Raw genomic sequence first — 23,583 nt, forward strand, 5'->3', positions numbered from 1 at the left:
GGCCCATATTCGACGCAAAAAGTGCGGAGAATATGGCGACCTATATCTACGAGCTTGAAAACTGGCCGCAGTTCGAGTGGCGCAGCCAGGACCTTGCCGATCAACTGGCGACGGTGCGCCATCGGCAGGGCCGGCTGCTGGGACGGATGGAGGCGCTAGGCTTCGAATTGCGTGCCGAGGCGGTGCTTCAGACCCTAACGGAGGACGTTCTCAAATCCAGCGAAATAGAGGGTGAAATTCTCGACAAGGAACAGGTGCGGTCTTCCATCGCCCGCCGACTGGGCATGGATATTGGCGCACTGGCGCGGGTCGACCGCGATGTCGAGGGCGTGGTCGAGATGATGCTCGACGCAACTCAGAACTATCAGGCGCTACTTACGGATGAGCGGTTGTTCGCCTGGCATGCGGCCCTGTTTCCGACGGGTCGCAGCGGCATGACGAAGATTATCGTCGGTGCGTGGCGGCATGAAGCCTCTGGTCCGATGCAGGTCGTCTCAGGTCCCACCGGTCGGGAGAAAGTCCACTATGAAGCTCCAGCAGCGGCCCGGCTTAAGCTTGAAATGGCCGCGTTCATCGACTGGTTCAACGGTTACGCGCCGCTTGATCCCGTTCTGAAGGCGGGGGTCGCCCATCTATGGTTCGTCACCATCCATCCCTTCGAGGATGGCAACGGCCGTATCGCCCGCGCGATCGCCGACATGATGTTGGCGCGATCGGAGGGCAGCGCTCAGCGGTTCTATAGCATGTCCGCGCAAATCCGGGCGGAGCGGAAGGACTACTACGCCATCCTTGAACGGACGCAGAAGGGCACTCTCGACATCACCCCTTGGCTGCAATGGTTTCTAAGCTGTCTCGACCGCGCCTTCAGCGGGGCCGAGGAGATTTTGGCCAATGTGCTGCGAAAGGCCCGTTTTTGGGAGGAGATGGTCCAACGACCTCTAAGCGAACGCCAGCGCAACGTCGTCAATCGGCTCCTGGACGGCTTCGAAGGCAAGCTCACCTCCTCGAAATGGGCAGTGCTGACCAAGACCTCACCTGACACGGCCTTGCGCGATATCAATGATCTCCTGGCGCAAGGGATACTCGTGAGAGATGAAGCCGGCGGGCGAAGCACGAGCTATTCGCTGGCAGGTTTGGATGACGGGCCGGATCGCGCGCCTCGGCGACAGCGTTGAAGCAGGAGCGCGAGCCGACAGCGCGCGCCCCAGAGCAAGGTTGGCCCGCTCGATTGGTTCGGAAAATGCGTCTACGCCGTTTGTCGCTCGGCACTGGCCAACTCCATCGGGCTCGGACGCAAGCTGTCAAGCGAAGCCGCAACACGCCCTGCAAGATCGATTTTGACATCAAGCCATCAGAAGCCATCTTGCTAGCAGGAGCCTACACAATGGGTGCCAAGGAGTCCGATATGGCCGAGCCACAACTCTCAGTCCGCAGCGCTAAGGCGCGTGATCTTGCACACCGGCTTGCCCGTGAAAACCGCTCGATTGCGGAGGTGGTCGAGCGCGCCCTCGAATCTTACGAGGTCCGCGAGGCCGGTCGTGAGCCCGCTTCTGCCTTCTATCCGCGGCTTTCAGCGCAATCCGGCACAGACATCGACCTTGAGGCGGTGATCCGTGAAAGTCGCCGGCCGAATCGAGGCGTCGAGCTTTGATCTTTGTCGATACCAACGTCGTTGCCGAAACGTTGAAAGAAGCCCAGACGAGGCATTGCCTGGCTGATCCGATACGATGCCGAACTCGCGCTTCCAACCGATTGCCGAGATCGCCTTCCGCATCCAGAAGATAAGACCGGATCAACATGCCGAACGGCTGGAGCAAGGGTTGGCCGACTGGCGCCGGCGTTTCGCAGACCGCCTCATCGGTCAGACAGAAGAAGCTGCGCTGGTCTATGGGGAAATTATGGGTGCTGCTGCTCGCCAGGGACGCGGCATGTCGGCACCCGATGGCATGATCGCGGCGATCGCTCGAGTAAACGGTGGCCGCCTCGCCACGCGCTATCTGACTGACTTCGTGACGGCAGGGCTCGTTCTGACATCTCCTTGGGAGTTCTGAAGCGTTTTCCTGTCGTCGCTTTTGTTCAAGCCATCTGCCTGTCAAAGACGAGCTGAAAGGCCGTCAAAGCGCAGGCGAGCGATATCAGGTTCGATTTGCATGCCGTCAAAATCCCCCGAAGGTCACTCGAAGCGCCTCAGCGGCAGCCTGACCGGGTACGGCAACCGACCTGCCTTTTCTTCGGGAAAACCATTAGGCTCGCTGGGCTTGCGAGACGGCGAGAGATGCCCGATCTGAAACAGATGCCGGATGTGAAACAATTGAAATTGCTCGGCGTCCTGGCAGCGACGGCGATCGGTCTATACGTCTGCTATCTGCTGGCGTGGCCTTTTTTGCCGGCATTGACCTGGGCGCTCGTCCTGGCAATCATTCTGTCTCCGGCTCATCGGTGCGTTGAAAGACGGGTCGGAAATCGAAACCTGGCAGCGCTGATATCGGTAAGCGTCGCGGCGATCGCCGTCGGCCTGCCGCTGGCGCTCGTCGCACAACAGCTCGTTCGCGAGGCGGTAAACGGAGCGACTTATCTGGAGGAGGTCATCCGCGGTTGGGACGCAGTCGGCTTCATGTCTGGCTATCCCACGCTTTCGGCCATTGCCCAATGGATCGAGAACCAATTCGATCCGGCCGGCTCAGTCGCCGCATTCGTGCAATGGCTGACGGGACAAAGCACATCGCTATTGCGTGGCTCCATCTATCAAGTCGCGATGTTCGGCCTGACATTTTATCTTCTGTTCTATTTTCTGCGCCACCGCCAACATGGCCTGCAAGCCGTCGCGGGCCTTTCGCCCCTGCGCGCTCCGGAGACAGCCTACATCTTGTCCCGCTTTGCGGAGACCGTCCATGCAACACTGCTCGGCACCGTGTTCGTCGCCGCCGTCCAGGGAACATTGGGTGGCCTGATGTTCTGGTGGCTCGGCCTGCCGACGCCAGTCTTTTGGGGCCTTGTCATGGGACTTCTTGCCATCGTGCCCGTGCTCGGGGCGTTTGTGATCTGGGTGCCCGCAGCGGTCTATCTCGCACTGGAGGGAGCTTGGGCCAGCGCAGCGATATTGACCGTCTGGGGCGGCGTCATCGTCGGCGGCATCGACAATCTGCTCTATCCGATGCTTGTCGGGAATCGGTTGCGCCTCCACACGGTGGTGGCGTTTATCGGCGCGGTCGGCGGCATCGTCTTGTTCGGAGCATCCGGCCTTGTCCTCGGACCTGCGGTGATCGCCATCACAATCAGCCTCATCGACGTGCTAAAGACTCGATTGACCGACCGGCCGACGCCGGCGCGCGCTGGTGAGCTACCTCATCAGTCCGTGACGGATTGATCAAGCGCGAAAAGGGCGCTGGCCTTCGAGTGGTAGCGCGAAACCTGAACAACCTCTGGGCAGAGATCTCAACGAAGGCAAGCACATCAGCCAGGCTGCTGTATTGCGGCAAGCTTCCAGTCACCGCCGTTCTGCCGCGTAAAGGTCCACAGTTCGGCCGTCTCCGTCAGCTGATCGGCCCCGCCCTCAACGATCTTGCCGCTGATGCGGCCGCGGGTCACGTCGCGAGACTCATAGCGCAAAGCAGCCGTCGCGTAGTCGCGATCCCCCTCCCGCCAACTTTCCGCAATATCGGCCTCCAGCAGGCTGACGTCCGACACGTCGTTCCTGACGCCCTTTTTGGCATTGTCGGCAAGTTCCTCGGACAGATAGGACACCATCTCGGGTGTCACCAACCGGCGCAATGCAGCATGGTCCTCGCGCCCGAACGCCTCCTGAACTTCCGTCAGCCGGTGCTGGAACGTGTCCAGATCGGTTTGGGTGAGAGTGATCTCATCGGAAGCATTGTCTTGGTTCGTTCCGCCAAATCCTGACCCGATGCCTGGAATGGGGAACGCTGTGGTGTTGCTCGGGTCGGGCCGGGCTGCAGCGCTTCGCGCAAAGGTCCCGGTGCCCCGCGAGGCACCGGCCGTAGCGGGCGCTGGGCTTTGCGCCGCCTGCGAGCGGAAAAAACGGATCGCCAGCATGATCGCGCCGCCGAACAGCAGTACTTGGAGCAAAAGACCCAACATGCCGGCCAAGCCGCCGAACCCATGGCCCAGAAGAACGCCGATCAAACCGCCGAGAAGCAGCCCACGTATCATCGATCCGCCGAGGCCGTTGAAGAAGCCCGGGCGCTGGAATGCCTGCGGCTGACGGGCCGCATTGTTCGTGGCCGCATTGGGCGTCATCGAGCGCTCGACCGGTGCGGCCGGTTGCGGCGCAACTCTGGTCGGCGGGACCGGCTGGAAAGTGCGCATGCCGCGACTGCCGAAGCTGCCGCCACGGCGCGCATCGGCGTGATCCACAGCGACCATGGAAAATGTCAGGAACAACCCCGCAAACAAAACTGCAAACCGTCCCCAACGCGAAATCAGCATAGGCAAGTCCTCAAGTGACACTCTTTCCGCTCATATGGGGTGCGTCGATCGAAATAGCAGTGAATCGTCCGTCGAGATATTTTCGGGCGGCATGGTCGGCCGCCCGCCGGTGTTCACGACGAGAATGTCTGCCTACCCAAGCGCGATGATCGCTGTTCGACCACGCAGGCTCCCGCACCCGGCCGACCGGCATCGGTCGCGTCAACAGCATCGCTCATGCAAGCCTCTGGTCATCGATGTCTCCGGCGATGATGCCGAGGTCTCCCGGCGAAGACTCGATTGACTTACAGCTTTCCTATGTACTATCAACATATCTGGAAAACCTGCCATACAGGTTTGCCCACTCCTGAACTGGAGATTGCGTGAGCACGGCCGTATCCGCAAAACATTCCGACGCAGCGAGCCTGGTCAGCAATACGATCGGCGAGATCACGCGCCATATCCGCGCGCATGAGCTCGGGCCCGGCGACCGGCTGCCCAGCGAGGCCGCGCTTTCGAGACAATTGAGCGTCTCGCGTACCGTGGTTCGCGAGGCCTTCAGCTCGCTCGCCGCCATGCGGCTTATCGACCTGAGGGCGGGCAGACGGGCTACCGTCGCCGAGCTGGATTATGGCGCGATGTCACTGGTGATCGAGCATGGCGTCCACACCGAGCAGATCACGGTGCAGCAAATCTATGACGTGCGCCGCACGATTGAGACCCGCACCGCCATGCTGGCGGCCTTGCGCAGAACCGCCGACGAAGTGGAAAGGATCAGGACGCACGCGCTCGCCATGCGCGAGAATTTCCAGCGGCCGGAACAGGTCATGGAGCACGATCTCGCCTTTCACCTCGAAATCGCCAAGGCTGCGAAGAATCCGGTTTTCAGCCTCATCGTCGGCGCGTTCGAGCGCGTATCGCGCCAGACCTGGCCGATCGGCTGGCGGACCCGCCCTTCGGATGCCGAGCAGTTGGCGATGATCCAGATCCATATCGACCTCGCCGAAGCAATCGAGACCGGTGATCCCCAGTCGGCGCGTGACCTGATGGCGAGGCATTTTGACGAGAGCGTCAAGGCCCTGCTGGCGGCCGGCATCGCCTGAGGAGCAGGGGCGCAATGAAGATCACGAAACTGGAAACGCTGCGGCTCAAGGAGCGGCCGAACCTTCTGTGGGTCCTGGTTCACACGGACGAAGGCCTCGTCGGACTCGGCGAGACCTTTTTCATGGCTGAAACCGTCGAGATCTATCTGCACGAATATGTCGCGCCGTGCGTGATCGGGCGCGACCCCTTGCAGATCGACCTGCTTGCCGCCGACCTCGTCGGCTATCTCGGTTTCCGATCGACGGGCGCGGAAGTCAGGGGCAATTCCGCTTTCGACATCGCGCTTTGGGATCTGTTCGGAAAGGCGACGGGTCAGCCGATCGCACAACTCCTCGGCGGGTTCACCAGGCACGAGATCAGGACCTACAACACCTGTGCCGGAACCGAATACATCAAGAAGGCCACCGGGCAGACGACGGCCAACTACGGGCTCGATAAGCCTGGCGACGCCTATGATGATCTGAACGGCTTCCTTCACCGCGCCGACGAACTGGCGCATTCGTTGTTGGAGGAAGGTATCACGGCCATGAAGATCTGGCCCTTCGACATGGCCGCCGAGAAAACGCGCGGCCAGTATATATCGCAGCCCGACTTGAATTCCGCGCTGGCGCCATTCGAGAAAATCCGCAATGCGGTCGGCGACAAGATGGACATCATGGTTGAATTCCATTCAATGTGGCAGCTGCTGCCGGCCATGCAGATCGCTCGCGAGCTTGCGCCCTACAAGACCTTCTGGCACGAAGATCCGATCAGGATGGACAGCCTGTCCAGCCTGAAACGCTATGCCGAGGCTTCGCTGGCGCCGATATCGGCTTCGGAAACGCTCGGTTCCCGGTGGGCCTTCCGTGACCTTCTCGAAACCGGAGCGGCCGGTGTCATCATGCTTGATATCAGCTGGTGCGGCGGGCTCTCGGAGGCGCGCAAGATCGCTGCCATGGCTGAAGCATGGCACCTGCCGGTCGCGCCACACGACTGCACCGGTCCAGTGGTGCTCGGCGCATCGACCCACCTGTCGCTGAATGCGCCGAACGCGCTTGTCCAGGAGAGTGTCAGGGCCTTTTACAAGACCTGGTACCGCGACCTTGTGACCGCTTTGCCGCAGGTGAAGAACGGCATGATCACCGTGCCTGCCGGACCGGGCCTCGGCATGGAACTGAACCCGGAGATCGATCGCGCCTTCACGGCGCTTCGACGGGTGAGCGACGCATCTACTCTCTGAAAATGAACCTGAAGCAGCTTTCTACGGAGGAGGAGAACCATGAAGAAGCTACTTATCTCGGCAGCCTTGGCAGCAGTACTGGCTGGAGGCTCGGCAATCGGCTCACGCGCACAGGAGCCGATGAACATCGTCTTCACGCATCATTCGTCGGCGTCGAACCCGTTCTGGCAGGCGGTGAAGAAGGGCTTTGACGACGCCTGCGCCAAGATCCAGGCCAATTGCCAGATGGTCTTTACGCAGACCGAAGGTTCGATCGAGCAACAGTCGGCCAACATGCAGGCGGCACTCGCGGCAAAACCGGACGCGCTGATCACCTCGATCGTCGACAACAATGCCTTCGACCAGATCATCGCCGACGCCCGCGCTGCCGGCGTCACGGTCATCGCGTCCAACGTCGACGACACCGAGGGTGCAGCCGGCAATGCCCGCCAGGCTTTCATCGGCCAGGGCTTCATTCCCGCCGGCTACGAACTCGGCAAGAAGATGTCGGAGTTCTTCCCCAAGGAAGGCAAGATCAGGGCGCTCGTCGGCGTCTCCGCGCCCGGTCAGAACTGGTCGGAACAGCGCGCTGCCGGCGTCATGAAGTTCCTTGAGGAATACAAGGCGGCGAATGCCGGACGCGAAGTGGTCATTGAACGGCTCGACACCGGCACAGATGGCGCCGTCGTCGCCGATCGTGTTGGCGCCTATCTGTCTGCCCACCCGGACACCACGGTGTATTTCGACACCGGCCTTTGGCATGCCTACGTGGCCCAGGTCCTGATCGATCGCGGCATCGAGCCGGGCAAGGTGCTGATGGGCGGCTTCGACATCGTCTCGGAAGTCCTGCAACAGATGGAAGCGGGTTACATCCAGGTCCAGGTCGACCAGCAGCCCTACATGCAGGGCTTCATGCCGGTGATGGAAGCCTATCTCGCCAAGAACGTCGGTCTGCTGCCGGCAGACATCGACACCGGCAAGGGCATCATCGTCAAGGAAGACGTGCCGAAGCTCAAGGAACTGGCCGCACAAGGCGTGCGGTAGGCGCGAAGCCGGCGTCCTCTCCTCGTTCTTTTACGCGGAGAGGGCAAGGGGAGGGCCAGGCAGCACGGCCGTGGGCGTCGGCTCCGTCCCATCCTCCAACGGCATCTCCATTGTCAGGGGCGGTAGCAGACAGACTGCCGCCATCCCCTTGCCGATGCGACAAGCCAGCGCAAACAATCCCAAGCCGGAGCGAATGATGAAGCGCTTGATGAAGATCTATCTGGAGAAGCCGGAGCTTGCGGCGGTCGTGTTCCTGCTCCTCCTCCTCCTCGTCTTTCAGATTCGCTCGAACGGCGTATTTCTGAACACACAGAACGTGCGCGGAATGCTTGGGCTGCTGCCTGAAATGGGGCTGGTCGCGATCGGCGTGACCCTGCTGATGATATGCGGCGAGTTTGATCTTTCCGTAGGCTCGGTATTTGCGCTGACCCCGATGACCATGGCGGTGATGCTGGCGGCAGGCGTGCCGTTCGCGCCGGCCTTTGCCGCCGGGCTCGCGATCGCCGCCCTGATTGGCTTCTTCAACGGGTTCATAACGATTCGTTTCGCGATACCAAGCTTTATCACCACGCTTGGCATGCTGTTCATCGCGCGTTCGCTGACGGTGGTAATCTCCGGTGGCTTCCCTCCTGTCATCCCGGCCAACGCTCTGCCCAAATGGCTGTTTACGATCTATGTGGGGCCGGGCGACCTCTTTCGCATGTCGTTCTTCTGGTTTCTCGCCGTGGCAATCCTGGTGACGGTGCTTCTGTCGCGCACGAATTTCGGCAACTGGGTGCGCGCCACCGGCGGCTTTCTGCCCGCCGCGCAATCGATGGGCATCCCGACGGCCCGGGTGAAGGTCGCCTGCTTCATGATCTGTTCGGTGCTCGCCGGCTTTGCCGGCACCATTCAGGTGATGCGGCTTGGCGCGCCGCTGCCTTCGATCGGCGAGGGGCTGGAGTTGCAAGCCGTGTCGGCTGCCGTCATCGGTGGCGCCTCGCTGACTGGCGGCATTGGCACCATCTTCGGCGGCATCATCGGGGCTGCCCTGATCCGCGTCATCGACAACGGACTGGTGCTGAGCCAGGTTGACGCCAACTGGTTCAAGATGGCAATCGGCTTCCTGACTATCTTCGCGGTCGTCGTGAACGCCTGGCTTCGAAAGCGGGGCAGGGCAATGAAGGTGGAGACCTGATCATGGCGGCACCCATCATCGCGATCAAGGGACTCCAGAAATGGTATTCCGGCGTCCACGCCTTGAAGAACGTCACGCTGGACATTTATCCAGACGAGGCGCTGGGCCTTGTCGGCGACAACGGCGCCGGCAAATCGACGCTGATCAACATCCTGTCAGGCACCCAAAAGCCCGATGGCGGCGAGATCAGGATCGAAGGTGAACCGGTCCGATTCTCGAACCCGCGCGACGCCATGGATCGCGGCATCGAGACGATCTACCAGTACAATTCGATGGTCCCGACCATGACCATCGCCCGCAACGTCTTCATCGGGCGCGAGCCGGTGAAGGGCTCGGTTTTCGGCATCGGCATCCTGGACCAGAAGCGCATGCGTGACGAAAGCGTCAAGGCGATCGCCGACGTCGATCTGCATCTGAGGTCGCCCGACGCGCTGGTCGGCGAACTGTCGGGCGGCCAGCGCCAAGGCGTGGCGATCGCCCGGGCCATGCACTTCAAGTCGAAAGTCATGATCCTCGACGAGCCGACCAATCATCTCTCGGTCAAGGAGACGCGAAAGGTGATCGGCTTCGTTCGCGCCCTCAAGGCCCAGAACATCACCAGCGTCTTCATCAGCCACAACATGCATCATGTTTTCGAATGCTGTGACCGGGTCGTGGCGATGGCGCGCGGCGAGATCGTTCTCGACAAGCGGATCGGCGAGACTTCGATCGAGGAAATCCACGAGGTTCTGTGACGCGAGAAGCGGTCACTCGCGAGCCGCTCTGCTGGTAGAGGTCAGTCTGCGCTACGGCTTTTCCGCAAGGATCGCCTCAGCGGTTTCCTCGTCGGTGATCAGCACATCGACGACGCCGAGACGCAACACGGCACGCAGCACCGGAACCTTGTCGAGGCCGCCGGAGGGCAGGATCACAGTGTCGACGTCGCGCAGATGTTCGGGGGCGAGGCCGATGACACGGCTGTTTAGCGGGTGATCGACCAGTTGTCCGTCGGCGCCGATCCAGTGGCCGCAAATATCGCCGACGGCTCCGGCTTTTTGGAGCGATCTGAGATCATCGTCTCCTACCAGTCCGATCCGAAAGATGGTGGCGTCCTTGTGCACCGCGCCCACCGAAACGAAAGCGGCGTCAACGTCGCGGGCATGGGTGAAGGCGTCTTCCAAAATGGACTGGCGCATAAGCAGATCGCGCGTGGCCTCCGTATCCGTGAACACCGGTGCTGCGATGTAGTAGCATTCCGCATCGAAAAGCGCCGCGAGCCGCGAGGCGATTTCATAGATGTTGATCGCCGATCCACGCGTGAGCCCGCCGAGCAGGGAAACGACCGACATGCCTTTGACGGGACGCACGGTCACTGAGCGCAGACTAAGCTGGAGCGTCCGTCCCCATCCCACGCCCACCGATATCCCGTCACGGATTCTATGCGACAGGGCTTCACCGGCAGCGGCTGCGATTACCTGTGGCACCAGGGTAGGATCGGGCGGTGTCGGAACCACGATTGGGTCGGAAACGCCATAGGCGTCCCGCAGCCGGTGCTCCAGCTCGATGCAGTTCGCCACCTTGGAATTGATGCGTATCTGAACGATCCCCCGCTGGCGGGCATGCGCCAGCATCCGGTTGACGCGAAGGCGTGTCAGGCCAAGAGACTTGGCGATTTGTGCTTGCGTCAGGTCACCGACATAAGCAAGCCAGGCGGCGCGCACGAGCAGCCCTTCCTCGCGATCGGCCGTGACGGAACTCGTTACGGCTTGGCGGCCGTCGCGTTTCTTTCGCGCTGGTTTCTCCATCAGATCATCCTGTCCACTCCGCGGCAGCGGGTCCAGAGCGGCTCGGCGGAGCCATGTGCTCATCGATATGAGGCATCAATCGAGTTTCCCGGCTCCGCTAGCCTCGATGATAGCGGTCGAAGGACAAAACCAGCGGAGCATCATGGCAAATTGCGTCGATGATGGCGCTCGTCAGCGGCAGGCGATCGTGGGGAAGTACACCCCGGGCCATCATATTCTTCAAAGTCGGACCAAGGTCCAGCGCCAGTTGCGCGCCCTCGACCGTGTCTGAACTCATGTGTTCGCGCTTCGCCACGGAATAGGGCAGGCCGCGGCCGAGCAGGCGCCCCATGCGACCGTTACGGCCCGCCTGGCAGGTCACATAAAGATCGCCGGAGCCGGCCAGCCCCAGCACTGTCTCGACCTTTCCACCCAGGGCTTCGACCAGAATCGCCATCTCGGCGAGGGACTGCGAGAATAGCGACGAGGCAAGATTGTGCATCAGTGCGCCATTGGGCGCCTTGCCGTCGCGCTCGAGCAGCCCGACGGGAGCTCCAACGGCGAGTGTGTAGAAATTCTTGAAAGCGGCGCAGATCTCGACGCCGACGAGATCGGATGACGATCGCGCATGATAGAAAGGCGCGCGCAGAATGCGGGACGCCGCGGCCACCTGGTCGGGATCATGCCCGGCCACGATCACAGAGGTGTCGCGCTGCGCCGCCAGTTCGCCGGCAATGCACGGTCCGCCGACGGCCATCACCGGGACCGACAAGCCGGTGCGTTGCTCGATCTCGCGGGCAAGCAGATGTGGCAGGATTTCCACGCCTTCGTCGCTTGCTGCAAGCCCTTTCGTAATCATCAGTATCGGCACGGGCGACTTGATGCTTTCTGCAATGCGGTCGATCGCCCAAGGAATGCCGGCCGAGGAGACGCCGAGTACAAGCAGATCGGGTCCATCGTTCATCGCCGCCCCGAATTCGGTCCAGGAACAGGCGGTTACCACATCAGGCAGAGTGATGTTGAGGCGTGGGTGATGACTTGTGCTGGCCACCGAGCCGACGATCTCCCCATCGAGATGGGTCCCGACAAGAGTGATGCGGTTACCAGCGTGAGCGGCCGGAAGCGTCATGGCAGAGCCCATGACGCCGGCGCCGAGGATGATGATCCGCGCCATTCAGCTTCTTCCCTTGTCCAGCCGCTCGCCGCTACCCTGGTCGAACAGATGGATTCGCTCAGGCGCCGGCTCCAGATGGATCACAGCTCCAGGAGAGAGCTCCATGCGGTCATGCAGCACCGAGCAGATTGCGGTGTTGCCCATGCTGGCAAAGATGTGGATTTCGGGGCCGGTCGGCTCGACAACCGTAATCCTCGCCGGAATTCCGCGCCCGTCGGCCACTGGTCGAAGATGTTCGGGGCGAATGCCGTAGATCACCTTTTGGCCGGGCCGGACCGCAGCCCCTGGCGGCAGCGGGAGGGATAGCTCGTCGGTCCGCACCACCCAGGCGTCGCGCTCGGAAGCCACCTCGCCATGGAACATGTTCATTGCGGGCGAGCCGATGAAGGAGGCGACGAAGAGGTTTGCCGGGCGATCGTAGACATCGAGCGGGCGCCCGATCTGCTCGATATGGCCGTCGCGCATAATGACGATGACATCGGCCATGGTCATGGCCTCGATCTGGTCATGCGTGACATAGACGGTGGTGGTCTTCAGCCGCTGGTGGAGCTCCTTGATTTCGGTGCGCATCTGCACGCGCAGCTTGGCATCGAGATTGGACAGCGGTTCGTCGAACAGGAACACAGTTGGGTCCCGCACGATGGCGCGACCCATGGCGACGCGCTGCCGCTGGCCGCCCGAAAGCTGGCGGGGATACCGTTCCAGATAGGGTGTCAGGTTGAGGATCGATGCCGCCCACCCGACCTTCTGTTTGATTTCTTCGTTGGGGCGCTTCTTCAACTGCATGGAAAAGGCCATGTTGTCGAAGACGGTCATGTGCGCGTAAAGCGCGTAATTCTGGAAGACCATCGCGATATTGCGGTCTTTGGGATGGAGCATGTTGACGACCCTGTCGCCTATGGCGATCTCACCGGACGTGATGGGCTCGAGACCGGCTATCATGCGCAACAGAGTGGACTTGCCGCAGCCGGACGGCCCCAGCAGAACGACGAACTGGCCATCCTCGATCGAGAGATCGAGTCCATCGATAATCGAGAGGGCGCCATAGTCCTTCTTTATGTTGCTGATGGTGACAGACGCCATAAATTGCTACCCTTCGATTGCCCTTGCCGGTTGGATCTCATTTTCGCCATGCGAGCGATTGGCGATCGGATGCGCTCTCACCATTCGCTCTCCAGAAACTCTTCCAAGAGTCCCGCATCGGCGGCCAGATTGACAAAGGACCATCGGCCGCGGATTTCTCGCGAATAGCGAATGGCGTCGTGCCAAAGCGCGCGCGGCAGGTCTAGTTCCGCGCCGGTGACCGGCCCTCCCGCAGCCTTGAGTGCTGCCTCCATGCGGGCGACCGGCATTGCCATGGGCCGAACCTCCTGGCGCAGCGCCGGCCAGGTTTCCGCAAGCCTGCGGTTGAAGATTTCCGACTGGCTGGCGTCGAGTGCCGTCTTCTTCATCTCGGCAATGCAAAGTGGTCCAAGTTGCGCGCCATAACGGGCCAGCATCGCCGCCTCGTCGATGGCGGTCGGCTTCACCTGCGGCGGCTTTTCCATGTCCAGCAGCCGCGCTTGCAGACGCGCCATGACCAGCGAGGCAACCCCCACCTGCTGGCCGTGCGTGGTACCGGGATGATGGTCTTGCGCGAACATGTCGACCCAATGGGAAATCTGGTGCTCTCCCATGGACCCGGGATGGGAAACGCCGGCAAAGCACACGCCCATCGAGCACAGCGTCAGGACGCGCTGGAGATGCCCGACAGCGGTGACGTCATGCCTGGCAAGGCCAGGCGCATGGGCCAGCATCGGCTCCTCATCGCCCGCCTGCAGCTGGTAGGGCACCTCGGAATAGTAAGTGTCGAACAGCCGATGCGAAGCCCACCAGTCGATCTGGGCCGTGGAGCGGCAGAGGCTGTCGCCAAGCCCGGCGGCGCTGAGCCAGGCGGGCGCTGCGGCCGACACGCCAAGGTCCAGGAAGATGCCCCGGGGCGCGTGTGAAGGCAGCGAGATCTTGAGCCCGGAGGCCAAGGTCACCGACGCTGTCGAGGCGCCGTAGCCATTCATCGAGGCGGCCGTGCCGAAGACGGCATAGGGTCGCTCGTCGAGGAAGGTTGCATGCTTGCAGCTGTCATTGAGGACGCCCGACCCGACGGCCACGACCCCTTCGGCGTGACGTGTCTTCTCCCTGACCATCTGGATCGTCGCCTCATCACAGTCGAGGCCGTCAGGCAGCACGATTTCGTCGATGTCGGCGATGGCACGCAGCGCCTTCGCGACGCGCCTGCCCATCACATCGACGGTGTTGATATCGGAGACCACGGCGATGCGGCTGCCTAGCTTCAGCGGCGCAACGAGATCCGCCTCGCGGGCTTCCGTCGTCTCCAGCAATTCGATCGTCTGGAACGGCAGGACCGCGGCCGCGCCTGTCTTGGGATCTGTCCAGCGTCCAGCGACAACGTCCTCGATCAACGCGTTCCAGTTGGTCGTTTCAGCCATGATCGGCCTCCATGAAGGCCGCGAGGCGTTGGTTCCAGGCTGCAAGCGTTGGCCAAAGATCAGCATGGATCGCAAGAAGTTCGGCGTAGAGCGCGGCCCGTTTAGTGTCCGGTTCGAAGGTTTTGGCCGGCTCGCTGGCCATTGCGATCGACGCTTCGGCGATGGTGGAAAACCAGCCCACCCCCTTTGCCGCCGCCATCGCCGCGCCTAGCGAGGAGGCTTCGACGGTCGTCGAACGTTTTACGGGACGGCCGAGTGCATCCGCCAGAATCTGCATCCACAGGTCGGACTTCGCTCCTCCGCCGATGGCTATGAACTGGTCGATAGTCTGGGCGGCAGCCGCAGCCGCCCGCTGACTTGTCGCGGCCTGATGCAGCGCTATGCCTTCCAGCACGGCGCGATAGATGTCGCCGCGGCGGCTCGAGCCCGAAAGCCCGGCAATCACACCACGGGCCGCACTGTCCCAGTGCGGGTCCATGACGCCCTGCCAGTAGGGCAGGAGCATTATGCCGCCTGCGCCGATCGGGCTGGCAGCGGCTTCGGCCTCGAGCGCCTCCAGGGCATCGCTTGCGCCATGCAGATCGACGCCAAGCATCTCGCGCGCCATCCAGTCGACAAGAAAAGTGCCGGCGCGAAGGCACGTCTCGTAGATATAGCCATTGTCAGCGACCGCCGTTTCGGTGCGGAAGGCCTGGTCGTGGACGTAGTCCGTGCCGAAGCTGCCGGAGACGACCGCCGTGCCGAGGTTGATGTAAGCGCATCGCGGCTGCAACACACCAGCGCCCGTGCCGGCGCATTGACCGTCGCCGCCGCCGGCGACGATCGGCGTGCCCTCGCGCAGGCCCGTCGAAATGGCCGCTTGCGACGTCAGTTGGCCCAGAACGGTGCCGGGCCGCGCCACTTCTGGCATCATGCGCCGGGCGACGCCCGCTGCCTCCAGTATATCGTTCGACCAGTCCATAGCCCGCATATCGAGTATGCCCATCGGGTCGGCGGATGCGGTGGACGTCACCCACCGGCCGCTCAAGCGAAAGACCAGATAGCCGTGGACTTCGGCCATCCGCTCCACGCGGGCAAAAATCTCGGGCTCTTGCTCGCGGAACCAGATCATGCGGTAAAGGCAAGGAATGACGTCCAGCGGCTTGCCGGATATTGCGTGGACGCGTGCCGCGCCGAAACTCTCGCCGAAGCGCCGTGCTTTGCCACGGGCGCGCTCATCGAGCCAGAGCGTTGCCGGCCCGACCGCCTGGCCTTGCTCGTCGAAAAGGCCGAAGCTTTCGCGTTGGTTGGCAATCGCAAGGGCGGCAATGCGTGCCGGCGAAACCGTTGACGTCACGGCGCGCAGCGCTGCGACCGTCGAGGTCCACCACTCGGCCGGATCCTGCTCGAAATAGCCCGAACGCGGGTTGGACATTGCAAGCGGTGCACGACCTTCGGCCACGGCCAGACCATTGCGATCCCAGGCGATCGCCTTGGTTGCCGAGGTCGAGGAATCAATGCCGATGACGAGATCAGGAACCATTGCCGCCACGTTGCCAACGGGCGAGGGCGGTCGAAACCGCCTTCGCCCAAATCACCGACCAGCCGCTAAAGACCGGCATCCTTGACTTTGCCGTCGACAATGCCGGCAATGGCATCCAGGCATGCTTTGGCATCGCCGCCATAGTCTTGGCCCGTAAGCAACTTGCCGAGCTCAACCGGAATGTCGTTGTTCGACAGATCCGCCCAGATCGGCATGTCCGGCTCCGATCCCATCTGGTTGTCGATCGTGTATTTGATCGCGTCGAAATGGCGTGTCGTTCCGGGACCGACTACGGCCTTCGCCTTGACCCGAGGATCTGTAAAAGAGGAATTGCGCATCGGTGAGGCGCCGCCGCCGAGCGTCGATACCCGCGCCATGACATCCTTCGAGCAGACCCACTGCATGAACAGCCATGCCGCTTCCTTGTTCTTGGAATATTGCGACAGCGAGATCGTCGAGCCGCCCTGGTGGCCGACGGCCGGGATTTCGTTGAAGCCGCAATCGGCAGCGGCGCGACGACCAGGAACTTCCTTGGGCGCGGGCAGGGCCTCGAACAGGCCTTTGACCTTGGAATCGTTGGCATCGAAGCCGGGGAAATCCTCGCCCCAGGTGATTGCCATGGCGGCTTGTCCCTGTGTCAGGGCCTGTCCTTGGCCGTCCCAAGTCCAAGTCGTCGCCGACGGCGGCGAGTTCTTGACCAGCTCCTGATAGAATTTGAGCCCGGCCACGCCGCGTTCGTCATTGCCGACAAACTTCTTGTCCTTGTTGAAGACAGAACCGCCATGGCCCCACAATGCGAAGGTCCAGTCGCATTCCAGCGAATAGTGGCCGGACTTCGCCTGGCACGCGGTGCCGAAGATGCCGTTGCTTTTTTCTGCCTCTGTGAGCGCCTGGACGGCCTTGAGGTAGGCGTCGAGGTCTGTCGGCAGGGCAATGTTGTGTTTGTCGAAAAGATCCTTGCGGTACATCAGGATGAAGATCGGAATATCGAATGGAATTCCGCACTGTTTGCCGTTGTACATGGCGATGCCGTCGACCAGCGGCTTGGAGAAATCGTCCCAGTCGAAGTTCGGCATCGCCAGTTCTTTGTTCTGGTCGTAATACTCGCGCGGATCGACGACATCCTGGGCAAATGTCGCCATCCAGGACTGGTCGAGATAGTAGACGTCGTAGGTGCCAAGCTGGCCCTGTACGTCTTGCGTCGCCTTGGCGAGAACCTGCTCCAGCGGCACGATCTCGACTTCCACCTCAATGCCGGTTGCCTTGGTGAATTCACCCGCGACAAGCTGGTTGGCAACAATCGTTGGCGGCGTCGCTTCCGACGTGTAGCGGATTTTGGTGCCGGCATATGGTTTGCCGACGTCGGCCAGCCACTTCAGCATATCGGCGTCCTGGGCGCGGGCTTCTTCAACCCCGAGGCCCAGCATCCCCCGACTGGTGCGGCCACCACCTAGCATGGCCGATCCGAAGGCGGAAAAGCCGACACCGGCGAGCGCCATCTTCCTCATGAAGTCGCGTTTGGTTATCCGGCGCGCCGTAAAGTCATTGCAGGTATCGGCGGCGAATGTCTTCTTGTCGTGTTCACTGAAGCTCATGATCGTTCCTCCATTGCGTTTTTGTCGTCGTTCTTCTCGTCTGTGCCTCACTCCTTCAGCGATCCGAGGGTGAGGCCGCGGACCAGATGCCGTTGAACCAGCAGGATAAAGATGAAGCTGGGTATGATCGCGGACGTGCCGAGCGCTGTGATGTAGCCCCACTCGGTCGCCGTCGAGGTGACAAAGGTCGAGATCTTCACCGGCACAGTGCGGATCGACGTTGTCAGGAACAGTGAGAGCAGGAACTCGGTCCACGAAAAGATGAAACACAGCACAGCCGTCGCAGCGATGCCGCCCTTGACCATGGGAAGGACCACGCGTCGGAACGTCTGCCAGCGCGTCGCGCCGTCAATAAGCGCCGCCTCATCAACCTCGCGCGGAACATCGTCGAAGAACGACTTCAAAAGCAGAACCGCCAGCGGCAGGTTGATCAAACTGTGAACGAGGACGAGGCCCGTATAGGTATCGCGCAAGCCGAGATCGCGGAACATGAAAACGATCGGAATGACGATCGCGATTGGCGGCATGAAGCGCTGCGAGAGAATCCAGAACAGGAAGGACTGCTGGCCGCTGAACTGCATTCGCGACAGGCAATAGGCGGCCAGGGTGGCCAGCAGCAGCGTCAGCGCCGTCGATCCGACGGCTATGATGGCGCTGTCGAGCAACGACTGGCGGGAATCGTAGGAACTCGCGCCCCCCTTGATGACCCCGGCCGCCTCGCCGCCCTGTTCCATGCCGATGTCGACGCGTGAGACGCCAAGCAACGTCACGCGGTAATTGTCCGGCGTCGGCGTGAAACCGGTGTAGACCGGTCCGCTGCGGTCGAAGATTGCCGAATAGGGTTTGACAGACGACAGCGCCCACCACGCGATCGGGAACATGAAGATCGCCACCACCAGGACTGCGAGCACGTCACGGGCGATCGTTTGGGCGCGCGACGACTCCATCAGAACCTCACCTTGAATAGCCTGACGAAGAGGTTCGACACGACGATCAAGACGACGAGCACGATCAGCGACAGGGTTGCGGCATAGGGGAAGTCTCCGGTGAAGTAGATACGGCCAGCGTAGAACGAAAGCGTCTCGGTGGCCGTGCCTGGCCCGCCGGCGGTGATGATGTAGACGTAGTCGTAGATGCGAAAGAGATCGACGCCGCGGATCAGCACCGCGACCGCTATCACCTTGCGCAGCATCGGCAATGTGAGCCGCAAGAACGTCTGGAAGCCGTTGGCACCGTCGATCGCGGCTGCCTCGAAAGGTTCCTTCGGCAGCGCCCTGAGCCCTGCCAGGATGATGAGCACCATGAACGGCGTCCACTGCCATATGTCTGCCAGCAGGATCGCCGCCAATGCGGTTCCGGGCTGCGTCAGGATCGGCTGTGCCGGCGAGATCAGGTCGAGGGCATACAGGTAGAACGACAGGACGCCGAAAGAACCGTCCTGCATCAGCAGGAACATCATTCCGGTCACCGCAGGCGGCACCACCAGCGGCAGTGTCATCAGCGCCCGCAGCACGCCGTAACCTTTGCGATCGGTGTCAAGCAGAAGCGCGATGAGGATGCCGAGCGCAAGCTGAACCGCAAGCGCGACGAAGGTGTAGATCAGCGTGGTTTCCAGCGAATGCCACATACGCGCATCCGAGAAAGCGCGCGTCCATTGGTGGAGCCCGGCGAAGTCGAGCTGACGGGAGACGACATTGCGTTTGTGAAACGACAGCCAGACTGAATAGGCGAGGGGATAGATGCCGAAAACGAGAAGCATCACCGTGATCGGCGCGAGCCAGGGGAAAGGATGCTCGGCCGTCATGAACCGGGGAAGGGCCCATCTGGGCGCTTCGCGGGTCACGGTCACCGTGCTCACGCGCAAATCTCCGCTCGGTCACACAGACGCATCGGCCTTCTCCCTATCGGCCAGATTGTGCCAACTTGAACTTTTGTAAGTTTGTTGTGCCTTTTGTTAAGAACGTGTCGGACGGCCGCCGAATTGTCAAGTCGGTTCCGTCAGCGCTCCAGGGATTTGCTCGTGGTCCCAGAGGATGCCGTGATCGCCGGCTACGGGGTTGTTTTTGGAGGGAGCGCCGCCGGCAAATGCCGTGCACCAGCCTCAAACGCGCTCAGGGCCGCCGTCAGCCAGCCATATCTGCCCAAGAAGCTACGCAACGCACTCAGGAGATCGGGAGGACAGCCCGGGGGCTTTGGAACTCGCCTTAATCCGGCAACAGGATCTGAAGCTTTACGTCCGCCGGCCGGGCTTCGACTGCGCGGTCGAAGGCGGTGATGGAATCTTCGAAGGGGAAGGTCCCCGAAATAAGTGGCTTTAGGTCGACCCGGCCCGACCCCATCAGCGCGATTGCCCGCTCATATTGGTGGGCATATCGGAACACAGTCTCGATGCGGACTTCCTTGGTCGAGGCGGTGGCGACATCGAATGCGATCGGCGCCACCGGCAGGCCGACCACCACTACCGCGCCACTGGGCCGCGGCAGATCGAGCAGGGTCTCCCATGCCTTGGACGAGCCTGAGCATTCAAACACCACGTCGGCGCCCCAGCCATCGGTCAGGCGCTTTACCTCCGTCCCCAGGTTCTTGTCGCGGACGTTGATCGGGATCACGCCTTGATAGCCGCCGGCGATGTCGAGCTTGGGTTGGGCGAGATCTGCAACAACGGCGCGGGCGCAGCCGCCCGCGAGCGCCGCGATCGCCACCATCGTGCCGATCGGCCCTGCGCCAATCACCACCGCCGTGTCGCCCGGCGCGATCTTTGCTTTGGCAGCCGCCTGCATGCCGACGGCGAAGGGCTCCACCATGGCGCCTTCGGCGAAGCTGACATTGTCGGGCAGTTTGAAAGTGTAGTTGGCGGGGTGGACGACATGGGGCGTCAGCACGCCGTGGATCGGCGGCGTTGCCCAGAACCTGACCGCTGGATCGATGTTGTAGAGGCCGAGCCGGCTCGCCCGCGAATTGAGATCGGGGATACCCGGCTCCATGCAGACGCGGTCGCCGACCTTCAGATGCTCGACGCCTTCCCCCGTTTCGACGACGGTGCCGGCGGCTTCATGGCCCAAGACCATCGGCGCTTCGACCACGAATGGGCCGATGCGGCCATGCGTATAGTAGTGCACGTCGGAGCCGCAGATGCCCACCGTATGGATCTTGATGCGAACTTCGCCCGGGCCGACGGTCTGTGGCAGATCGATGTCACGCAGCTTGAGTTCGTGTTGGCGTTCAAGGACAAGGGCGCGCACGTTCGTCATCGACGTAGTCTCCTCTAAAGCTTATTGTAGGGGCCTTCGTGACCTTACTTGCACTCGGCGCGTTCATCATAGCCGCTCGTTCACGGCTTCAAAATCCAGCTCGGAAAACAGGGGTGTTGCCTGATTCCGACTATTCGTACCAACTTCCCGGCCAAAGGACTTTGAAGGCCGGCCATGCCGCTGCCGAATGCCCTCGGCGGAATGAAATAGTCGTTCGCCCCGAGACTCCCCACTCCCCAGCCTCCAAGCCAGAAGACCGGCATCGGCCAGTCATCAACAGGGGTCCAGCAGGTGCGCGACACCCGACGCTACATGCCATGGAACGCTTGCCCGATCCGCTTCTGGTCGATGCGGCCCACCAGGTGAAATGTCCGCTATCGTTTTTTGGGCGCCAGAAGTTCCCGGATCGCTTCCCGCCCGTAACGCTGCCGGGCGGCAATGCGCTTCATTAACGTCATTTTCCATTCGAAGTGCTCAGGCCGGAAGCTGCCGTGCGTAAGACGCCAGGTCATCGCCCGCCGCGGATAAGTTTGCAGTTGGACAATATTGGCCAGCCGGGCGATCCCGGCATTTGGCGTTGCTTCGGCGAGTCAATACTGAGCCTGCGCCTACGCGCCATCCTTCTCGACAAGACCAACGGTTGGACCCGATCGAGTGCAAACCGGTTCAGTTGGTGCTGGTTGTGGCGGTGAACCCGCACTGCTTCTGTTCCATATCGATCTGCTTCGTGATGCGGATGGCGTTCTGTGCGTAGGCCTCCGTCACGGAGCCACTATTCACAGTCTTGTCCTTCAGCGGGCTCACGCCTGCGCAGAGGTGGAAAACATGCGGCTCGGTGGATTTCGCGGCTCCGTTTTCGGGCGCGATCCAGTAGACGACATCCTGACCGGCGGGGTGGCTCGCGTCCCGCGTCGCCGCCGCCACGGCGGCGGTGTCCGTCGCGATCGCCTGCGCCTGAGCGGCGACATCGGGCGAACAGGCGGTGGTGGGCTGCCCCGACTTGATCTGGGCTGCGCATGCGTTCATATCCTGGGTGTACTGTTCGACCGACGGGGGTTTGAAACTGATCCCCATGACCGTCGCGAGCACGGCCAGCGCGGCGCCGACGCCGCCGGCAACCTTCTTGGTCCGCGGATCCATGTTCTTGTCAGTGAGGATCAGGAAAACCAGCGGGAGGAAGGCAATCAGTGTGATGATTGCGCCGAGCTGGTTTTGGAAGAAGAACCTAGCCGCGTCGGATGCACGAGCCGGATCGTGCCTGTTGGCCGCCTTCCATAGCAAGTTGCCGGCGATTGCGAAAATCGCGATGCCGACCAGAAGGCCGATGACCAGCGGCAGGTGTCCCTGGTCGAACTTGTTCTGGCGAAGCAGCATAATTCCGTAGATCTCGCCGCCAATGGCGACGGCCCACGAGAGTGCGGCGAAAAGGCGAAGACGTGTGGCGGAGGACTTCTGGCCCTGCGTCGCTTGCCAATCCTTGGTAACGTCTGGCTTGTTGTCGGTCATTGACCAGATCCCCTGATATCGACACTTCTGCGGGCGGCGTTAGACCAGAAGGCCAATCCGCCCTGCGCAGCGTCATTGAACGAGCGTCACCTGCCTTAGGGACACGGCGATAATGTGAGCGCCACGGCAGGCCTCATCTCCATTCATGATTCATATTGCGCATGAGTGAATCCGTCCATACCCACGCAGGCAGACGCCTATGCGGCGATGGCTTGTTCTTGTTGATCTCTGGTTAATCGAACTTGACGCTGTCTTCCCTCGCTTCCCGGCGGCGGTTGCGCCATTCCCGACACCAGCCGAAGCGAATTGACGAGCCATTTTGAACGAGACAGCTCTAACGAGACAACATTGCGGCAAGATCGACGCGGATAGCGGCCGCGGTGTTGGCTTGCATGCTGGCCTCCAGGTGATGTTTGGCGACTTCACTCTGGCAGAGCGCTGGTCGCGATTCAGTCGCCGCATGGACGCCAAGCTTGGCCCCGACCATCTGCATTGATAATAATGCAGATTTGCATTGTCTTATCGCGATGAACAGGAATGTTTAACATGACAACGTTGACAGTGACGACAAGGGGACAGGTGACGTTCCGCAAGGACGTGCTGCAACATCTGGGCATCAAACCGGGCGAGAAAATCGAGCTTGATCTGCTGCCCGACGGTCGGGCGGAATTGAGGGCTGCACGGGCGAAGGGGTCGTTCCGGGACCTCCACGGCTTCCTCAGAGGCAAGACGAACGGCCGGGTGCTCAGCATCGAGGAGATCAACGAGGCGATGGCGGAAGCGGGCGCTGTGGCCGGGTCCGGCGAGGAATGAGGGTTACGGCCGACACGAATGTGCTGCTGCGCGCCTATGTCGCCGATGATGAGGGGCAGGCGGCCATTGCTGTCGACCTGCTGGCCAAAGCGGACATCGTGGCCGTGAGCGTGAAGGCCTTGTGCGAATTCCCAGGGTTCTGGCCCGGCAGTACCAGACAGAGCGCGAAAATTTGCCGCGGCGATCCGGGCGTTGCTGAACACCGCGAATGGTTGTCGTCAACCGGCCGGCAGTTTCCGCGGGGCAAAAGTCGATCAGTGGGTTGCGAAACCGCCGCTGACCAGGTTTGGCAAGTACTGGACGTCAAGCCGCATTTGCGCAGGGCTCGGCGTCCCGGAAGCATCGCCGATGCCTGCGCAGTGACTGCGTCCTTGTTATAGCCAGCATCGCCAACAATCGCCCAGCCTGGCCCGTATGGCGCTGCGCCAGCGAGCGGCCTCTCGCGCCTTGCTGCGCCAAGACGGTCGGCGAAGGCAGGCCATCCCGGCTCCGATCAAGAGCCCCGCGCGCCAGCCGGCCCACCAA

At 61.8% G+C, this 23,583-nt stretch carries 21 protein-coding genes and 1 pseudogene; 11 read left to right on the top strand and 11 right to left on the bottom strand.

Translation table 11 applies throughout. From position 1 onward, the window contains the following. Nucleotides 1-32: 32 nt before the first annotated feature. The 4 genes and pseudogenes from NKI39_RS11775 (at nucleotide 33) to NKI39_RS11790 (ending at nucleotide 3,367) form a co-directional block, all read left to right on the top strand. Complete coding sequence (locus tag NKI39_RS11775; RefSeq protein WP_352771249.1) at nucleotides 33-1,175, top strand: Fic family protein; 1,143 nt, start codon at nucleotides 33-35, stop codon at nucleotides 1,173-1,175. Between the two features lie 230 nt (nucleotides 1,176-1,405). Further along, on the top strand, nucleotides 1,406-1,651 hold the full coding sequence (locus NKI39_RS11780; RefSeq protein ID WP_352831991.1) for a plasmid stabilization protein: 246 nt from the start codon (nucleotides 1,406-1,408) through the stop codon (nucleotides 1,649-1,651). After that, a pseudogene (locus NKI39_RS11785) lies at nucleotides 1,648-2,051 on the top strand (PIN domain-containing protein). The gene NKI39_RS11780 and the pseudogene NKI39_RS11785 overlap by 4 nt, the downstream one beginning before the upstream one ends. 224 nt (nucleotides 2,052-2,275) lie before the next feature. Next, the gene (locus tag NKI39_RS11790) at nucleotides 2,276-3,367 is read left to right on the top strand and encodes an AI-2E family transporter (protein WP_352831909.1); all 1,092 of its coding nucleotides are present in this window, start codon (nucleotides 2,276-2,278) and stop codon (nucleotides 3,365-3,367) included. Nucleotides 3,368-3,453: 86 nt separating this feature from the next. Here NKI39_RS11790 and NKI39_RS11795 read toward each other — a convergent pair whose 3' ends face one another. Then, the gene (locus NKI39_RS11795) at nucleotides 3,454-4,443 is read right to left on the bottom strand and encodes a Tim44 domain-containing protein (protein ID WP_352831992.1); all 990 of its coding nucleotides are present in this window, start codon (nucleotides 4,441-4,443) and stop codon (nucleotides 3,454-3,456) included. 365 nt (nucleotides 4,444-4,808) lie between these two features. On the opposite strand from NKI39_RS11795, the gene NKI39_RS11800 reads away from it, so the two are divergent. The 5 genes from NKI39_RS11800 (at nucleotide 4,809) to NKI39_RS11820 (ending at nucleotide 9,682) form a co-directional block, all read left to right on the top strand. Continuing rightward, the gene (locus tag NKI39_RS11800; RefSeq protein WP_352474355.1) at nucleotides 4,809-5,528 is read left to right on the top strand and encodes a FadR/GntR family transcriptional regulator; all 720 of its coding nucleotides are present in this window, start codon (nucleotides 4,809-4,811) and stop codon (nucleotides 5,526-5,528) included. Between the two features lie 14 nt (nucleotides 5,529-5,542). Beyond that, nucleotides 5,543-6,748 (top strand): mandelate racemase/muconate lactonizing enzyme family protein, encoded by a 1,206-nt coding sequence (locus NKI39_RS11805; RefSeq protein WP_352771246.1) that lies wholly within the window; start codon nucleotides 5,543-5,545, stop codon nucleotides 6,746-6,748. Nucleotides 6,749-6,787: 39 nt separating this feature from the next. Then, entirely contained in the window at nucleotides 6,788-7,771 is a 984-nt protein-coding gene (locus NKI39_RS11810) for a sugar ABC transporter substrate-binding protein (RefSeq protein ID WP_502895713.1), read from the top strand. 196 nt (nucleotides 7,772-7,967) lie between these two features. Beyond that, entirely contained in the window at nucleotides 7,968-8,948 is a 981-nt protein-coding gene (locus tag NKI39_RS11815; protein WP_352503300.1) for an ABC transporter permease, read from the top strand. A gap of 2 nt (nucleotides 8,949-8,950) precedes the next feature. Continuing rightward, nucleotides 8,951-9,682 (top strand): ATP-binding cassette domain-containing protein, encoded by a 732-nt coding sequence (locus NKI39_RS11820; protein ID WP_254819755.1) that lies wholly within the window; start codon nucleotides 8,951-8,953, stop codon nucleotides 9,680-9,682. Nucleotides 9,683-9,733: 51 nt separating this feature from the next. Here the strand turns inward: NKI39_RS11820 and NKI39_RS11825 are convergent, their stop codons facing one another. The 10 genes from NKI39_RS11825 to NKI39_RS11870 form a co-directional block, all read right to left on the bottom strand. Beyond that, on the bottom strand, nucleotides 9,734-10,732 hold the full coding sequence (locus NKI39_RS11825) for a sugar-binding transcriptional regulator (RefSeq protein ID WP_352831911.1): 999 nt from the start codon (nucleotides 10,730-10,732) through the stop codon (nucleotides 9,734-9,736). A gap of 97 nt (nucleotides 10,733-10,829) precedes the next feature. Then, entirely contained in the window at nucleotides 10,830-11,885 is a 1,056-nt protein-coding gene (locus NKI39_RS11830; protein WP_352831913.1) for a hypothetical protein, read from the bottom strand. After that, the gene (locus NKI39_RS11835; RefSeq protein ID WP_352831915.1) at nucleotides 11,886-12,968 is read right to left on the bottom strand and encodes an ABC transporter ATP-binding protein; all 1,083 of its coding nucleotides are present in this window, start codon (nucleotides 12,966-12,968) and stop codon (nucleotides 11,886-11,888) included. It lies immediately after the preceding gene. A 77-nt stretch (nucleotides 12,969-13,045) separates the two neighbouring features. Further along, nucleotides 13,046-14,371, bottom strand: a complete 1,326-nt coding sequence (locus NKI39_RS11840) for an iron-containing alcohol dehydrogenase (RefSeq protein WP_352831917.1) — start codon at nucleotides 14,369-14,371, stop codon at nucleotides 13,046-13,048. Then, the gene (locus tag NKI39_RS11845; protein ID WP_352831919.1) at nucleotides 14,364-15,893 is read right to left on the bottom strand and encodes a xylulokinase; all 1,530 of its coding nucleotides are present in this window, start codon (nucleotides 15,891-15,893) and stop codon (nucleotides 14,364-14,366) included. Before NKI39_RS11845 ends, NKI39_RS11840 begins: the two co-directional genes overlap by 8 nt. Before the next feature lie 65 nt (nucleotides 15,894-15,958). Further along, entirely contained in the window at nucleotides 15,959-17,488 is a 1,530-nt protein-coding gene (locus NKI39_RS11850; RefSeq protein ID WP_352831921.1) for an ABC transporter substrate-binding protein, read from the bottom strand. Nucleotides 17,489-17,535: 47 nt separating this feature from the next. Then, a complete protein-coding gene (locus NKI39_RS11855; RefSeq protein ID WP_352771234.1) occupies nucleotides 17,536-18,435 on the bottom strand; it encodes a carbohydrate ABC transporter permease in 900 nt (299 codons plus the stop codon). Continuing rightward, complete coding sequence (locus tag NKI39_RS11860) at nucleotides 18,435-19,346, bottom strand: carbohydrate ABC transporter permease (RefSeq protein WP_352771233.1); 912 nt, start codon at nucleotides 19,344-19,346, stop codon at nucleotides 18,435-18,437. Before NKI39_RS11860 ends, NKI39_RS11855 begins: the two co-directional genes overlap by 1 nt. Nucleotides 19,347-19,692: 346 nt before the next feature. Beyond that, nucleotides 19,693-20,739, bottom strand: coding sequence for an NAD(P)-dependent alcohol dehydrogenase (locus NKI39_RS11865; RefSeq protein ID WP_352771232.1), 1,047 nt, complete (start codon nucleotides 20,737-20,739; stop codon nucleotides 19,693-19,695). A 666-nt stretch (nucleotides 20,740-21,405) separates the two neighbouring features. Then, nucleotides 21,406-22,245, bottom strand: coding sequence for a succinate dehydrogenase/fumarate reductase transmembrane subunit (locus NKI39_RS11870; RefSeq protein ID WP_352831923.1), 840 nt, complete (start codon nucleotides 22,243-22,245; stop codon nucleotides 21,406-21,408). Nucleotides 22,246-22,791: 546 nt separating this feature from the next. Between NKI39_RS11870 and NKI39_RS11875 the strand changes: the two genes are divergently transcribed. Both NKI39_RS11875 and NKI39_RS11880 read left to right on the top strand, forming a co-directional pair. Further along, complete coding sequence (locus tag NKI39_RS11875) at nucleotides 22,792-23,058, top strand: AbrB/MazE/SpoVT family DNA-binding domain-containing protein (RefSeq protein ID WP_352503269.1); 267 nt, start codon at nucleotides 22,792-22,794, stop codon at nucleotides 23,056-23,058. Then, nucleotides 23,055-23,438, top strand: coding sequence for a PIN domain-containing protein (locus NKI39_RS11880; RefSeq protein ID WP_352503270.1), 384 nt, complete (start codon nucleotides 23,055-23,057; stop codon nucleotides 23,436-23,438). The genes NKI39_RS11875 and NKI39_RS11880 overlap by 4 nt, the downstream gene beginning before the upstream one ends. Nucleotides 23,439-23,583 lie beyond the last annotated feature (145 nt).

Origin of the sequence: Mesorhizobium sp. M0664 (assembly GCF_040320565.1) — a bacterium.
In the GTDB taxonomy this organism is placed as follows: domain Bacteria; phylum Pseudomonadota; class Alphaproteobacteria; order Rhizobiales; family Rhizobiaceae; genus Mesorhizobium.